The organism is Bacillus sp. AY3-1, assembly GCF_008368785.1.
Lineage (GTDB): Bacteria > Bacillota > Bacilli > Bacillales > Bacillaceae_G > Bacillus_A > Bacillus_A wiedmannii.
On sequence record NZ_QORZ01000014.1, the window covers coordinates 45,268 to 61,686 of the forward strand.

A 16,419-nucleotide genomic window follows, 5' to 3' on the forward strand; every position below is an offset into this window, starting at 1 on the left:
AAAGAACAACAGATACATTACAGTTTTGTAAAAATCAATCCAGTATATTCCTAAAAAAAACTCTCAAACCATTGATACAATAGGATTCTTCATTTTCTGTTTAGGTAAATTCATCCAAAATACCCCTCTTAAAACGAAGTATAAAAATGCTGAAAATTCCTTTTATACTCTATGTTTCTCTTATTTTTCCTCTTTTCCCCTCTTAGGATAAATTAGGTAAATTTTAAGTCTATGAATTTTTTTCCATCTTTTTTCTCACAAAATCTATGCTACGATGAATTTGTCAGTCAGACAGGCTGTCAAAAACAAATCGTGTGAAAACAAATTAAAACTTTATATAGGGGGACACACATTATGAAAAAGCGTGTTTTATTATCTGTAGCTGCTGCAACGGCTCTTACTTTAGGAGTATCTTCTCTAGATGCACAAGCTGCAACAGTACAACCATCTAACATAAAGGTTCAAAATATTCAGCATTCAAAAGTGATGATGAAGCAAATGAGCCAACAAGAATTACAAGCATTCTTACAATCTATGGGCGTGGAATCATTAGCACAATGGCAACAAGGAAACTTCCAACCAAATTGCATTATTCCTGGTCAACAACCAACTGAAAATGTTGTAACTGAGCAACCAACAGCTAAGCCAGAAACTCAAAAGCCTGCTGAGCAAAAACCAGTTGAACAAAAGCCTGCTGAAGAAGTTCAAAAACCAGAAGCTCAAAAACCTGCTGAAAACAACAATACTCAAAAACCTGCTGAACAAAAACCAGCTGAGCAAAAACCTGCTGAAGAAGCAAAATCTTTAAGCGAATTCGAACAACGTGTTGTTGAATTAACAAACGCTGAACGTGCAAAACAAGGCTTACCAGCACTAAAAATCGATACTGAATTAAGCAAAGTAGCACGTGTTAAATCTGAAGATATGCAGAAGAATAACTACTTTGATCATAACAGCCCTACATACGGGTCTCCGTTTGACATGATGAAGAAATTTGGTATTTCTTATACATCTGCAGGTGAAAACATCGCTCAAGGCCAACGTACACCTGAAGAGGTAGTACAAGCTTGGATGAACAGTGCTGGACACCGTGCAAACATCTTAAATAACGGCTTCACTCACATCGGTGTTGGCTATGTAGAAAGCGGCAACTACTGGACACAACAATTTATTACGAAGTAAATAGATTAAAAGAGTCTTCTCATAATGAGAAGACTCTTTTTTATGTTTCATAACTTTCTATTATGTATGAGTATAAAATGTAAAACATGAACAAAATAGAACCACTACTTATTACACTAAGTAATACATAAAACCCCCACTTCAAGTTCAAAAATAATGAAAATAATATACTACATGCCATCATTTGAAAAATCCGCCTACTCACTAAACGGATCTTTTGTAATTTGATTGGGTCTTTTTCCGTACTCTGAACTTGTTTAAACAACTTACTAAGCATAAAAAGAAACATACTAATCCCAATTGTTAGTCCTGTTTGAAAGGATATCATACTTCCAAAATTAATAAAGAGAATGAGCATATGGATAAACAACATAAATAAAGTAATCGTCTTTAGAAATCCACTTATAATGACATGCTCGCCTTCATTAAACTTATATATATTATGTGAAATAACATACATCAATCCATGTAAAAAAATAAGAAAAAAAGGAATAAATGCTATAACAACTTGTTTACTCATAAAATCGTTCGGCCCACCATTTTCATCCCAATGTACAGCCATCTCATTTGGTAAATATGGATAGAGGCATAGAGTAACTAAAAGACAAACGAAAAATATTCCTAGTATGTATTTATATTTGACCAAGCAATTCTCACCTCTCTTTTCTCTTAACGGCTTCGCTTCTTTTAGAGAAATTCCTGCAAGAATCTACTTTTCTCAAATTTAAACTTACACTTTACGCATTCATTCTTTGAAATTCTTTCATTGTATCATTTAATTTTGCAGGGAATGGTACATCCACTTCGATCTCTTCTTTCGTAATTGGATGTAAGAAGTTTATCTTCATCGCATGTAATGCTTGCCTGGACATATATTGCGTTTGTCCACCATATAATACATCCCCAACTAATGGATTACCATGATAGCTCATATGAACACGAATTTGATGGGTTCTACCTGTTTCTAATTGTAACGTTACGAACGTAACATTTTGGTTTTTAAAATACTTCTCTACTTTATAAAAAGTGATAGCTTGATCTCCCTTTGGAGAAACACGTCGTCTCGTCGCATGATGGCGATCTCTTCCAATAGCTGCGTCAATTGTTCCTTGCTTACCTTTTACTTTCCCTTCCACAAGCGCCGCATATGTTCTTTTAATTTTTCGTTCCATTAATAAACGATCCATAATTGCACCAGCAATTCTATGCTTAGCAAACACGACACCACCTGTCGTATCTTTATCTAACCGATGAATATGACGAACCTTCGTCTCTAAACCTTGCATTTGAAAATGAAAAGCAACAAGGTTTGCAAGTGTTCCCATCCCACCTTTTTCCGCAGGATGCGTATCCATCTTCTCAGGCTTATTTACGATGAGTACGTGATCGTCTTCATATACTACATCTAATTCACCATATTCAGGATCTACATCGTATTCTTCTTCCATAAACATATGCACTTGTAACTTATCGCCTTCTTTTAAAAGCTCATTCCATCTTCTCTGTTCTCCGTTAACGGTAATACCTTTTTCCATACGAAGCTGATGTAACAACTTTTTCGGTATTTCCCATTCTATTTTTAATAACGAATCAATACTTATGCCATTCCATTTCGCTGGAACAGTAATTTCGCACCATTCGCCCTTCTTCTTCGTTTCCATACTGTATCACCTTATTTCTATTGATTCTCTCATTGTAACGGAAAACACAATTTGATGCACCGTCAAAAATAGAGGCCAGTCTTATAGTAGACTGGCCCCCTCACGCTCTACGCCGTTTCATTTCCTGCAATACTTCTTCCGCTTTTTGCTCATACGATAAATCTTTAAAGAAATCCGCCAATCTTTTATAATCATTATACGTATCTAATAAGTCATCAATTTTTTCTACTTTCATCACTTGTTGTTTTTGCTTCATTTTTACTGGATAACGATAGCCCGATACTTCTTGTATTTTGTAATACTCATCCTCTACTTGAATGACCTTTACAAGTTCCTCCTCTTCCGCATCCATCGTATACCCATCAAAATCTCTAAGTAATTCATAAATGATATGAGTCCATTCATCTTTTGGATAATATCCTTTTTCTAACCGATAACCGACAATGCGATACATATGCCCATCGTTTTCTGCAAACTGTACTGTATCATTTAGCTTAAACTTAAAATAACGAAACATTGCCTTCACCTACTTATATGTAATGTTCTTATCACATACTATTTGCAAAATGTAGGTCTTGCTATTCATAAAAAAATACTCATCTATAAGATGAGTATTTTTTACGATGATTTTTCTCTTTTCTTTCGGAATGGTAACCACCAGTTCCAATCTCCAAACAGTTTCATTAAACTTGGTACAAGCATAAGACGAATAATTGTTGCATCAAGGAATATTGCTAATGCAACACCAAGCCCCATTTGCCGTACTGGTAAAATATCAGTAAAGGCGAACGCACCTGTTACAACAATCATAATTAACGCAGCTGATGTAATGATCCTACTTGTTGACACAAGTCCTTCTAACGTTGCTTGATCATTATCTCCTGTTTCTTCATATAACTCATGAATACGTGAAATAAGAAAAACTTCATAATCCATACTAAGCCCAAATACGAGACCGAAAATAAAGATTGGTAAGACAAATAGAACAGGACTCGCTTCTAAACCAAAATGCCCACCTTCAAATAACCAAACAACAATTCCAATTGTTGCGCTTAAACTAAGTATATTCATAATAATCGCCTTAATTGGAATGAGTATAGATCGGAATGCAAATAATAATATAACAAAGGTCGATCCAAATATAACAGACATACCAATTGCAACTTTATCTTTAATTTCATCTTCTAACTCTTGTTGGAACGTCGTCATCCCGCCTAAATAATACGTAACATCTGTTTCTTTATAATTTTGTTTAAAATCACGAACCCACTGTTTAGCAGTTTCAGTACGTGGTTTTGTTTTCAAAAAGATTTCTATCGTCGTCTTATTTCCTTTCGTATACGCTTCAAATATAGGAGCTAGTTTCGCCGCTTCTGGCGACTCTAACATTCCAGCAACTTGATCTGCTTTCATACGAGTTAACCCGTCGTATAAGCTTCTAACTTCATATACTTTCTTATCATCTTTTAACTTTTGAACGACTTCTTCTATCTTTTGTAAACTTTCTTTTTCTTTCATATCTTTTTTCGTCTCTACCACTAACGTAACATCAGCATGTTTTTTTGCAGTTTTATTAAATGCCTCTTCGTACTTCTCATATGCAATTCTTGTATCACTTTGTTTAGGTAGAGCTTCTACGTCAGGGAACTGCAAATTAGCTGTACGTAACGGTAATAAGCAAATAACAATAAACGTTGTAACAACAATAATCATTGCGATTGGATGTTTCATTACAAATTGCGCAAATTTACGCCACGCCTTTGCCGGCGTATGTGCTACTTGATTCTTTTTTAATATTCGTTTCCCAATTAATGATAATAGCGCTGGAAGAAGTGTGAGTGAGAATAAAATACTCATAATCACAACAATCATTCCGCTAATTGCGACAGACTGAATATAATCGATCTTAAAGAAAAACAAGCCGGATAATCCAACAAATACACATAATCCTGAAAATACGATAGCGCGCCCTGCTGTTTGATATGTAATTGCTATCGCTTCTTTTACCGTTCGCTTTGCAACTTCCTCTCGAAAGCGATTTACAAATAATAGCGCAAAATCAATAGATAGCGCAAGTCCAATCATCGGTGCAACATTTAACACAAAGATAGATAGTTCCTTATCGCTACCTATAAAGTATAATATGCCCATCGTACTAATAACACTAAGTGCCCCATTTACAATTGGTAAAATAGATGCCAAAAGGCTACCAAATGAAAATAGTAATACGAGAAATGCAATTGGTAATCCAATCATCTCTGCTACTTTTAAATCATTTTGCGTTCTTTCATTAATCTCTTGATTAATTTTTGGAAACCCTGTTGGTATTACTTTTAGTGCTGCATTACTTTCTTTTTCGATTTTATCAGCAAATTGCAATGTCTTTTCCATTCGTTCTTTATTTGTTTTCCCGGAAAATAAAATTGTCGCATAGCCGATATCATCTTGTAACATTTCTTTATTTTGCACTGGGTGATGGAAAGATTCATATGTCTCTTTCTCTTGTACATTCTTTACAATTCCCTCTACTTGCTTTTGAAATTCCTCATGTGAAGCACCCTTATTTTTTTCAAAAACGAGTAGAAGTGTGTCTTGAGACCTCTTAAAATCTTTATCTAAAATTTCTTTCGTTTTTTGATAGTCCCCTTCCGTTTGGAAACCATCACCGCCTAATACTCCCGGCAGCTTTGGAGCGAAAATACCGAGTGCGATCGCAACCAATAGTAACGCTACAATTACTGTATAACGAAACTGATACAAAAAAGCTCCTAATTTCCCCCACTTATCTACTTTATGTACATTTGTTTTCACACATTTTCACCTACTTTAAATAATTCAATTGTCATTTATACTGTATCACATCTTCGTACAAACAAAAAACGTCTGGAAACGCTATAATGATAGTTTTTCCAGACGTTTTTTATCTCTCTTTATTAAGTCCCAATCTCTTGGTAAGTAAACGATGGCAGTAAATCGCCATAATTAACAAAATACCACCTACGCAATAACCAGCTAAAATATCAGTTGGATAATGTACATTTAAAATAACTCTACTTAATCCAATCGATACAATTACAATTCCCATCAAAATCGTTATAACATATTTTCCAGTTACACTCTTCAAATTTGCCGCAATAATATAAGTAAGAAACCCGAATGTCATAATAGATAACATTGCATGTCCACTAGGGAAGCTATACCCAAGCGCATCCAACGTTTCATTTAACGATGGGCGCTCCCTTTTCACAATTTCTTTTATCCCTTTATTAACAAGATGTGTTATTAAAATGCCCATTGGATACACGATCATCGCAGCATAATAACGTTTTCTCCAAAAAACAAGTAAACTTATAGCCAGTGTAGTTACGATCCCGATAGCAGAACCTAATTTTGTATAGTGTGAGAAAAATGTAAGCGAACCTTCTGTTTGTAATCCTTTTACTAATGCTCGGACATATGTATCCATCACTGTAACGCCACCCGCATGTACACGCCAAGCAACAATGCCAAATACAGCAAGTAATAAAACGATACATACTACCTCATATTGATGCAACTTCTTTTTCAAGCGATTTCCTCCTACTATGAAAAAATGCGATTTCTATTTTAGAAACCGCATTTCCTTACTTATTTACCTTTTGTTTTTAACTCTGTCCAGTAACGATCATAGTCTTTTAGCTTATCGTCTACATCAACAAGCCATTCTGTACGATCTAATTCTTCTTTCGTTAAGAAGATCATATGATTATCACGATATTCTTTACTATGAAGAGGATGAGCTTTTTCATTAGGATTACTGTATCCAATTGACTCGTAGTTTTTCACACTTACTTTTTCATCTAATAAGTAGTTCATAAACTTCTCTGCAAGCTCTTTGTTTTTCGCACCTTTTGGAATTGCTAACGTATCAGCCCAAATTGTGCCGCCTTCCTTTGGTACAACGTACTCTACATCTTTATTATCTTTTGCGATAAATGCTGCATCTCCAGACCAAACTGTTCCGATCCAAGCATCTTCTGTAATGAATTTTTGTTTAATATTATCTGTATCAAATGCTAATAAGTTTGGAAGCAACTTCTTTAAATCATCTGCTGCTGTCTTTAACTGTGTATCGTCTTTCGTGCTGTTTGAGAATCCATGCTTCTTAAGACCCATACCTAATACTTCACGAGAATCATTTAATAAAGTTACATGCCCTTTATATTTCTCATTCCATAGGTCAGCCCAGCTTGTAGGAGCTTCTTTCACATACTTTTTATTGTATGCAATACCTGTTACGCCCCAAGTATATACTAAAGAATATTTATTCTCTGGATCAAACGCCGGTGTTTTGAAGTTAGAAACCATATTTTCGATATTTGGGATATTCTTTTTGTCTAACGGCGCTAATAAATCCATTTTCGCCATTGTTTTAACCATGTAATCAGACGGCTGAATTAAATCATACTTCGCGCCACCTGCTTGTAATTTCGCAAGCATTTCTTCATTACTTGCATACTTATCATAGTTAATTTTCACGTTATATTTCTTTTCAAAATCTCTTAGCACTTGCTCATCAAAATTGTCAGCCCAGCTATAAATGTTTAACTCTTCTTTCTTTTCACCACAACCAGCAAGTACACCAGCAACAAGGCTAAAGCTAATTGCTGCGCCGGCTAATCTTTTCATTAATTTCATCGGTTTATTACCTCCTCGTACTTTCTATATCGTTCGTATTATAAAGGAAGGTGTCCTCCAGAGTTTTCTTCACCATCTGCACCTTTGTTACGGAAGATTTCAGATAGAACCATTAATCCTACGATAGCTACAATTAAAATTGTAGAAAGTGCATTAATTTCTGGTGATACTCCGCGCTTAACCATACTGTAAATGTATAATGGCAATGTTGTTGATCCTGGTCCTGATACGAAGAAACTAATTACAAAATCATCAATTGATAATGTGAATGTTAATAATGCGGCCGAAATAACTCCTGGTGCAATTGCTGGGAACGTTACATAACGAAACGTTTGCCACGGCGTTGCTCCTAAATCATTCGCAGCCTCTTCTAAATCACGTCCCATACCAGAAAGACGCGCTGCTAAAATAACGACAACAAATGAAATACTAAATGTAATGTGCGCAATAATAATTGTTGTTTTGCCAAGTTCCATACCTAATTGACTAAATAAGATAAGTAAAGATAATCCCATTAAAATATCAGGAATTAAAATTGGTAAATACACAAGACCGTTAATAGCCCCTTCATAACGATATTTATAACGATGTAACGCAATCGCGAAAATCACACCAAGAACTGTCGTTACAACCGTCGTTACGATCGCAATCGTCATACTATTTACAAACGCATCAATAACATCTTGCTTTTGAAATAAATCTGTATACCAATGGAATGTAAAACCTTCCCATTCCGCATTAATGCGAGAATCATTGAAGGAATATACCATTAAAACCATCATTGGAAAATACAAGAACAATAAAATTAACCAAGAATAAGAAACTAAAAACTTCTTCATCTTTGCCTATTCCCCTCCGTTCCCATCATATTTATATACTTTCGTTGCACGATAATATAAGTAAATTAACAGAACAGAGAATAGAACAACAATCATAGATAACGCAGATCCAAACGGCCAGTCACGCGCTCCTAAGAATTGATTTTGAATTACGTTTCCAATTAACGCTACTTTCGATCCACCCATAACGTCTGATACAACAAACATTCCGATAGAAGAAACAAACACTAAAATAGAACCAGTAGCAATCCCTGACATCGTCATTGGTACTGTTACATTCCAAAATGCCTTTGCTGGTGTTGCTCCTAAATCATAAGCTGCTTCTAGCTTACGCTTATCAAGCTGCTCAATCGCTGCATACACCGGTAAAATCATAAATGGTAATAAAGAATAGACCATTCCGAGTATTACAGAAGGTGTGTTATATAGTAAATTTAAAGGTTCACTTATAATACCTAGTTTCAATAGCAATGTGTTTACAAGACCTTGTGAACGTAAAATAACAATCCATGCGTATGAACGAACAAGGAAGTTAATCCAAAACGGGATCGTTGCCAATAATAAAAGAATTGAACGGTATTTGCGATCAACAATTGTAATTGTATAAGCAAATGGATAACCAATTACTAAACAGATTACTGTTGTAATAACTGCAATCTTAACAGTTTCCCATAACGTTCCCATGTATAGTGGATCAAACACACGAGCTATATTCTCTAACGTAAATTGCATTTCCACTGTTCCGTATGCTCCGCGCTGCATAAAGGCAAATGCCAATACAAACAGAAGGGGAATTAGGAAGAAGATTAACAGCCACGCGACTGTCGGTAGTGCGAGTAATTTCCCTTTTTTCAATTTAAGGTCACCTCGTCCTCTTGCTCCCAGCCTACGTATACATTATCTCCAATGCTCCACTGCGCTGCTTCTTCAGCAGTTTGATATGCCATTAGTAATTCTGATGTTTTCTCGTCACGTACATACAGCTTTTCCATATTTCCAACAAACTCAACGTCTTCAATATGTCCAAGATGGTATTCTTTTAAAATCGGCTCTTCAACCGAACGTACTTTTACGTTTTCAGGGCGAATTGCTACATAGCCTTCCCCGTTTTTCACAATATTATTTTCACCGATAAATGTCGCAACGAACATTGTTTTCGGCTTATTGTAAATTTCTTTCGGCGTTCCAATTTGCTCAATATGTCCTTTATTCATAACGACAATACGATCACTCATGCTCATCGCTTCTTCTTGATCGTGCGTTACGTATATGAATGTAATTCCTAAATTACGTTGTAAGTTTTTCAATTCACGTTGCAAATCTTTTCTTAACTTAAAGTCTAACGCCCCAAGTGGCTCATCTAGTAATAATACACGCGGGTTATTTACAATCGCTCTCGCAATTGCTACACGCTGCTGCTGTCCACCAGAAAGCTTTGCAGGTTTACGATTACGGAACTCAAGTAACTGCGTTAAACGCATTGCCTCTTCAGCACGCTCTTTCTGCTCTGCTGCCGGTACTTTCTGCATTTTCATACCGAAACAAATATTTTTCTCCACATTCATATGTGGGAATAGCGCATAATGTTGGAACACTAAGTTCATATGACGCTTATATGGTGGCAAATCGTTAATCTTTTCATCATCTAATAAAAGATTCCCTTTAGTTGGCGTTTCAAAGCCTGCGATCATGCGAAGTAACGTTGTTTTCCCGCAACCACTCGGCCCTAAAATCGTTAAAAATTCCCCTTCTTTAATGTCTAAAGAAAGAGGTGGGATAATCACTTGATTTCCAAAATGTTTTTCTACTGCTTCAACTTTAATAATCTTTTTCATTTTCCCGTCCTATCTACCTTAAATTTTAATTTTTATATTCATGAATAAATATTTATGTTCTATAGACTATTTTTTGTTTCGATCCAAACAAAAATGGTTGTTTAGCGTTCTCTTCTATTCTTTATGTAGTATGTTTGATTCATTTTTGCATGATACATATGTCGAACAGAAAAACCCCTTCCATTACGAAGGGGCTATTATCATACGGCTACGCCTACTGATAAACACCATCATCATTTTAACAACTTTCGTATGAATTTTAAAGCACTTTTTGTAGAAGAGTAACGAATTTTCATATCGAATGCCGTAGATTGGGCTAAAATGCTTTTATAATGTGAAAAAGTCCGAAAACTTTCTTCCCCATGATAACTACCTAATCCACTACTTCCAACACCACCAAAAGGTAAATATGGCGTTGCAAGATGATAGACAACATCATTAATACAGCCTCCACCATATGAAATATTACTTGTCACTTTCTTTTGTACTTCTTTATCTTCAGAAAATACATATAACGCTAACGGCTTCGGATGTTGCTGAATTGTGCCAATTACCTCTTCTATGTTGTCGTATTCTACAATTGGTAAAATCGGACCAAAAATTTCATCTTCCATAACAGTACTTTGCCATGTAACATTCGTTAACACTGTTGGTTCTATATGTAAAGTTTCTTTTTTATAGTTCCCGCCGATTACCGTTTTACCATCTTTCAAAAATGAACATAAACGTTCAAAATGACGTTCAGTCACAATTCGTACATAATTGTCATTGTTTAGTGGATCTTTTCCATACTGCTCCGCAATTTCGTGTCGTAATGCCTCGATTAACTGTTCTTTCACCGAAGCATGCACATACATATAATCAGGCGCTACACACGTTTGCCCTGCATTTAAAAACTTCCCCCAAACAATTCGTCTTGCTGTTACATCTATTTTTGCATCTTTATGTACAATACATGGGCTTTTTCCCCCAAGTTCTAACGTGAGTGGCGTCAACCGTTTCGCTGCTGCTTCCATCACAACTTTTCCAACACCTACACTACCTGTAAAGAAAATATAATCAAACGGTTCCTTTAACAATTCCGTACTCTTTTCTACACCGCCTTCTACTACCGCTACAAGCTCTTCTTGGAATAATTCCTCTAACATCCTCGTAAGCACTTTGGAAACGTTTGGCGTTAGCTCTGACGGCTTTAAAACAATTGTATTTCCAGCCGCCAACGCTCCTACAAGAGGTGCAATTGCTAATTGAAACGGATAGTTCCACGGTGCAATAATAAGTGTCACACCGTACGGTTCAGGAACTACTTTCCCCTTTGATCCAAAATGAGTGAGTGCTGTTCGAACCCGCTTCGGTTTACTCCACGATGAAATATGCTTCAATTGAAAGGAAATTTCTTTTAATACATATCCAACTTCCGTTGTAAACGACTCATGAACTGACTTATTTAAATCTAATTTCAATGCCTGAAATATTTCTTCTTCAAAGCGCTGAATGCCTTCATAAAGCTTCTTCAAATTATTCTTTCTCACTTCTACACTTCTCGTATGGCCATTATAAAAATATGCTTTTTGTTTATTTACAATAGAAGAAACACTCATTCATTCACCTTCTCCCACTATTTTTATCCAATTCTTTCATTATTTATATAGACTTCATATATAATAAATTTCTATTCGTAAAGTTACATTATATATAATTTCTTCTTTTATATAAAATTCATTGCTCACAAAAAAACTACCGAAAGAAAATCTTTCGGTAGTTTTACTGTATTAACGATATAAACGAACAGCACCTGCAGAATTATCATCAGCTTGTCCTACTACTTCAAACTTCAGGCCAAGATTCGGTAAAATACGTCCTGCATCTGGAATCTGTTTATTAATATACGTTTTCGAATCATCAAACTTCGGTACGCCTGCTAAGCCATTATACGTATACGTTCCACGCGTTGGAGATACAACTTTCCAAGCTGGCGTTTTATCAAATGAGAACGCCGCATCAGCGATTTGGAATCGTGTACTACTTGCTACTGTTGGTTTACCATTTAAAGTTCCAACAATTGCTTCTGGATGAGAATCAACTACGCCAAGGAAACCATGTCCTGGATGTAAACCAACCCAGTTATCTGTATAAGCTGAGTCTGCATACCATACAACCATACCTGTGTTGTATTCTGGACCGCGAGCATATTTCAATGCGTTATCCGAACCAGCATAGTTTCTCCACTCTACATAATAGTTATGTTTTTTCTTCTCTGTTCCATTAGATACGGCGAATCCATCTAATTTGAACTGCGGTGTACCTTCTGCATCATCAGAGAATACTACTTTACCGTCTACATTTAGTGATGCATTATCAAGTAGGAAACCGTTTAATGCTAAACCACCGTCTGTAATGTACTCAAATGTTAATTTTACTTTCTTACCTTTGAATTGGCTTAAATCGTATGATTTATCAATCCATTTTCCATTTGTTGAATGTGCATTTCCACTATTTGCTTTCTCACCAAGTTTTTCGATTAATGTTTGTTGACCATCTTCTGTTACAGCATGTACTTCAAGAAAATCATACTCTGCTTCAATTTCATACAATGACTTGAAATCAAATTTCGCAGTCGTTGCATTTGTTAAATCGAACAGTGGCGTCTCCATTTTTGTGTGAAGATTGTCACCTTTTGTGCTGTAGTAATACTGCTTACCAAATGCTGGAGCAATTGTTTTTATATCTTTATCTGGCAAGTTAACACGAATCATACCTGGGCGGTTAGATTTCGTAACACTTTGGTCTAAATATGTTGCTAGACCGATACCTTTATTCAATTTCTCGTAATCTACTTCTACGATATTTGCCCAGTTACCACCGATTGTTTTTTGGAAAAACTCTTTATTTTGTGGTGAGAAACTCGTTGGCGTTGTTCCTGCAATGTTACCAGCCCAGCTTCCGCCACTCATAACAGACCAAGCTTGAATTGGTTCACCGTCACCAGTATAGTCTGTATCATACTCATCTGGAAGACCTAAATCATGACCATATTCATGTGCGAATACACCAACTGCGCCATCTTCTGGTTCAATTGTGTAGTCGAATGCTGCGATCTTTCCACCCCAATATGGAACTTTCGCTTGTGTGCCTTCGATTGGGAATGGTTTTGGTCCAACAGTCCAGCGATGTGACCAAATTGCATCGTCACCTAATTTACCGCCACCTGCTTCTTGTCCAACACCCGCATGGATAATCATTAAGTGATCGATTAAACCGTCCGGTTGTTTTTGATTTCCATCGCCATTTACATCATATTGATCGAATTGGTCAAACTCTGATAAATCAATACCGCTATCTACAGCTGCTTTTAATGCATCTTTTACTAAATCACGTGGTCCTTTTGGCCCTTTATTATCATGACCTGTCGCACCATCTGCACCGTAATCAGCAGCTTTACCAGGAACTGTTAACCATTTTGTAACTGTTCCGTCTACTGTATAACTACCGCCAGATTGCTCTTCGTAATATTGTTTAAACGTTTCGATTTTGCTGCCATCCTCTAATGCGAATGGCTCATTACCGAATAACATTTTTTCATAATGTTCTTTGTTAAAATCGTCAGTATACATATAACCGGGTTCTTTATCAATATTGTTATGTTTAAAGTCAGCGTACTCTACAAGTAAAACGAGTACTTTGTCTTTACGAACTTCACCGTTATATTCTTTTCCCTTTGCTGGAGAAGTTGGTACTTTACCATTTAGACCACCCTTAACTGGGCCTGTCGCTGCAGGTGTTCCTGTTGCTGGTTTGTCTAACTTTTCTTTCGTATCAGCTTTCGCATCTTTCACTTTCTTTAAAAAGTCAGATGCTTCTTTCGTAAGTGGGTCCCCATTTGATACTTCTTTCCCAGGATTTTCACCCTTTTTGTTCTCTACGTATTTTTCGACGGCTTTCTTTGTTTCTGTCTCTGAAGCCTTCGAATCAATTACCCCACGGTTTTTTAGCGCATTTGCTAAACGTTCTTCTGGAATTAAATGATCATCGACTGGACTCGTAGCTGTCTTATTCACAGGTGTTTCAGCATATGCAGACTGGCCACCCGCTCCGAATGAAAGACCTAACACAGCTGTCAAAGCGATTGATGACAAAACTTTGAACGGTTTCTTGTTCATCCCTTATTTCCTCCCCTAATAAAAAATATGTATTACAAATTGAATTTTATTAAAAATTCAATATTTTTTCAATATTTAGTTATATTATGTAATTTTTTTAACATATTTGTAAAAATTCCATAGTTAGCATACGAATATATCACAATTCAACAATATTTTCTGAAAATATTGAAAATATTTGCCAGAAACTTTATAATCGCCATAGAGGGAATTTAATGGGGATTTTATCTTTGTTTTATCTACAAAATATTTGATAATTCACTATATAAAACACAAAATACGATTGCTTATCATATATTCTGTAGCAGCAGTTATGACCGATAATTAGGGAGGAATTACATTTGTACAAAGATAAGACTGACGCACTGGACCAAGAATGGATTGATTTAATACTTGAAGCTCTAGACGCTGGTATCGCCCTGCAAGATATCGAACATTTTTTCCAACGTATGAAGCCATCCAGCCAGGCTCAATAGGCTTGTTCTTTTTAACGAAGTTTATGTTATAATAATGACATCATAAGACGACTACATATTGATAGAAAGGTGCGCAAATATGATTGGAGAACGTATAAAACGCCTTCGCTTACAAAAAGGTATTTCATTAACTGAACTTGCCGAAAAAGCTGGTGTTGCTAAATCTTACATTAGTTCTATAGAACGAAATTTACAAAAAAACCCTTCCATTCAGTTTCTTGAAAAGATCGCAGCAGTTCTACAAATTCCAGTTGACACTCTACTTCATGATGAAACAACAAAGGAAAATCATTTAGACTCCGAATGGACACAACTCGTTAAAGATGCGATGAGCTCCGGCGTCTCCAAAGAACAATTTCGTGAATTTCTTGAATTTACAAAATGGAAGCAAGATCAAAAATAATAAATAGAAAGAAGTGCTTACAATTCGCACTTCTTTTTTCTTTATAAAAAAAAGCGGGGGATACCCGCTTTTTTATTATTTTTCTTCTCCAGCTTCTTGGTTAGCATTGAATGTCCATTCTAAGTTCAATGAATCACCTTGGAAGATATTTTGTTCTTTCCCATTATCTACAAATTCAAATTGTACCCACAGATAATCCTCTGTGCCTGCTTCTAATCCACCCTTTTCTCCCCACTCAGGAGCAAAGATATCCTTCGCTAAAAGATCTGGATCAGCATTTTGTAAATCAGCTAAAGTTGTTTCATATACAGGCTCACTTTGTTTATCCCAGTTCCAAAGGAATTTTACTTTAACGTGCTTACCAAAGTCTTCACCAGCATTATCACCTTTTGCATCTTTTACAGTATACTTTGTCGCTAGTTTAACGTCTTTAATTGTTAATGAACCGCTATTCTTTAATAAGAACTCTTTCTTAATAGAATCCCCTGGTTTTAAATCTTTAATATCTACAAGCGTTTTAGGGTCTAATGTAAGATCTAACGTCCCAGCTGCAAATGTATTGTTCGATACTTCTTTATCGCTAAAGTAAGCGAATGTTCCTCCACCAATTAAAGATAACCCCAATGCTGCTGATGCAACTCCCATACCTAATTTCTTTTTCAGACTCACAATCAATTCCCCCTAGCTGTTTTTTATATTTTTGTCTCTTATTTTTCAATAAGAGATATAAAGAAAACTATATTAGCTTAGCTAATGTTCGTTCTCTTTTAAAAACCTTAAGTTCATTATAACGAACATCACTCTATAAATACAACAAATATTTATTAGTATTTTCAATTATTTTTATTTCTCAATATTATTTCGTTTTTTCTGAATTCTTATGTTTATATTTTAAGAAATACAATAAGTGCGGGGGCAAATACTCCCTCACACTCATATACATCATTTTTTATACCGATCGTCAGTTTATTCTGATGATTTCTCATTATGATCCGTGGTAGTAGCCTTTTCATGAGTTCCTTGCTCAAGTTTTTTAGCTGTCTCTACTTGTTTCTGCTCTTCTACCTTCTTCTGCTCTTCTACTTTTCTTCTACTTTCTTCTGCTCTTCTACTTTCTTCTGTTCTTCTACTTTCTTCTGTTCTTCTACTTTCTTCTGTTCTTCTACTTTCTTCTGCTCTTCTACTT

15 protein-coding genes and 1 pseudogene are annotated in these 16,419 nt (G+C 35.7%); 3 read left to right on the forward strand and 13 right to left on the reverse strand.

Annotated elements, in window-relative coordinates; all coding sequences use genetic code 11:
* The first annotated feature begins 354 nt into the window (after window positions 1–354).
* Entirely contained in the window at window positions 355–1,182 is an 828-nt protein-coding gene (locus DN389_RS09350; protein ID WP_098189690.1) for a CAP domain-containing protein, read from the forward strand.
* 40 nt (window positions 1,183–1,222) lie between these two features.
* Here the strand turns inward: DN389_RS09350 and DN389_RS09355 are convergent, their stop codons facing one another.
* From DN389_RS09355 to inhA1, 11 genes are all read right to left on the reverse strand, one after another.
* The gene (locus tag DN389_RS09355; RefSeq protein ID WP_098149908.1) at window positions 1,223–1,828 is read right to left on the reverse strand and encodes a DUF1648 domain-containing protein; all 606 of its coding nucleotides are present in this window, start codon (window positions 1,826–1,828) and stop codon (window positions 1,223–1,225) included.
* 91 nt (window positions 1,829–1,919) lie between these two features.
* Window positions 1,920–2,843 carry an RluA family pseudouridine synthase gene (locus DN389_RS09360; protein WP_087984791.1) on the reverse strand — a complete coding sequence of 308 codons (924 nt, stop codon included), beginning with the start codon at window positions 2,841–2,843 and terminating at the stop codon, window positions 1,920–1,922.
* A gap of 100 nt (window positions 2,844–2,943) precedes the next feature.
* Window positions 2,944–3,360 carry a hypothetical protein gene (locus tag DN389_RS09365; protein WP_060489448.1) on the reverse strand — a complete coding sequence of 139 codons (417 nt, stop codon included), beginning with the start codon at window positions 3,358–3,360 and terminating at the stop codon, window positions 2,944–2,946.
* Between the two features lie 101 nt (window positions 3,361–3,461).
* Entirely contained in the window at window positions 3,462–5,654 is a 2,193-nt protein-coding gene (locus DN389_RS09370) for an MMPL family transporter (RefSeq protein ID WP_098189689.1), read from the reverse strand.
* 109 nt (window positions 5,655–5,763) lie between these two features.
* Window positions 5,764–6,411, reverse strand: coding sequence for a phosphatase PAP2 family protein (locus DN389_RS09375; protein WP_000727812.1), 648 nt, complete (start codon window positions 6,409–6,411; stop codon window positions 5,764–5,766).
* 59 nt (window positions 6,412–6,470) lie between these two features.
* Complete coding sequence (potD, locus tag DN389_RS09380; RefSeq protein WP_000772499.1) at window positions 6,471–7,520, reverse strand: spermidine/putrescine ABC transporter substrate-binding protein PotD; 1,050 nt, start codon at window positions 7,518–7,520, stop codon at window positions 6,471–6,473.
* A 38-nt stretch (window positions 7,521–7,558) separates the two neighbouring features.
* Window positions 7,559–8,359, reverse strand: a complete 801-nt coding sequence (potC, locus tag DN389_RS09385) for a spermidine/putrescine ABC transporter permease PotC (RefSeq protein WP_000714201.1) — start codon at window positions 8,357–8,359, stop codon at window positions 7,559–7,561.
* 6 nt (window positions 8,360–8,365) lie between these two features.
* Window positions 8,366–9,214 carry a spermidine/putrescine ABC transporter permease PotB gene (gene potB, locus DN389_RS09390; RefSeq protein ID WP_000715495.1) on the reverse strand — a complete coding sequence of 283 codons (849 nt, stop codon included), beginning with the start codon at window positions 9,212–9,214 and terminating at the stop codon, window positions 8,366–8,368.
* Entirely contained in the window at window positions 9,211–10,194 is a 984-nt protein-coding gene (gene potA / locus DN389_RS09395; RefSeq protein ID WP_000720323.1) for a spermidine/putrescine ABC transporter ATP-binding protein PotA, read from the reverse strand. Before potA ends, potB begins: the two co-directional genes overlap by 4 nt.
* A 233-nt stretch (window positions 10,195–10,427) precedes the next feature.
* A complete protein-coding gene (locus DN389_RS09400) occupies window positions 10,428–11,795 on the reverse strand; it encodes an aldehyde dehydrogenase (RefSeq protein WP_060489442.1) in 1,368 nt (455 codons plus the stop codon).
* A 171-nt stretch (window positions 11,796–11,966) separates the two neighbouring features.
* Entirely contained in the window at window positions 11,967–14,354 is a 2,388-nt protein-coding gene (inhA1, locus tag DN389_RS09405; protein WP_001035922.1) for a M6 family metalloprotease immune inhibitor InhA1, read from the reverse strand.
* A gap of 341 nt (window positions 14,355–14,695) precedes the next feature.
* On the opposite strand from inhA1, the gene DN389_RS09410 reads away from it, so the two are divergent.
* Window positions 14,696–14,830: an anti-repressor SinI family protein gene (locus DN389_RS09410; protein WP_000276217.1), complete on the forward strand. Its 135-nt coding sequence runs from the start codon at window positions 14,696–14,698 to the stop codon at window positions 14,828–14,830.
* A gap of 79 nt (window positions 14,831–14,909) precedes the next feature.
* Window positions 14,910–15,233 (forward strand): helix-turn-helix domain-containing protein, encoded by a 324-nt coding sequence (locus DN389_RS09415; RefSeq protein ID WP_000578882.1) that lies wholly within the window; start codon window positions 14,910–14,912, stop codon window positions 15,231–15,233.
* A 75-nt stretch (window positions 15,234–15,308) separates the two neighbouring features.
* Here the strand turns inward: DN389_RS09415 and calY are convergent, their stop codons facing one another.
* Together calY and DN389_RS28735 are read right to left on the reverse strand one after the other, a co-directional pair.
* Window positions 15,309–15,902, reverse strand: a complete 594-nt coding sequence (calY, locus tag DN389_RS09420; protein ID WP_000053728.1) for a biofilm matrix protein CalY — start codon at window positions 15,900–15,902, stop codon at window positions 15,309–15,311.
* Window positions 15,903–16,199: 297 nt separating this feature from the next.
* Window positions 16,200–16,419: pseudogene (locus DN389_RS28735) on the reverse strand (DUF4047 domain-containing protein); the annotation flags it as partial.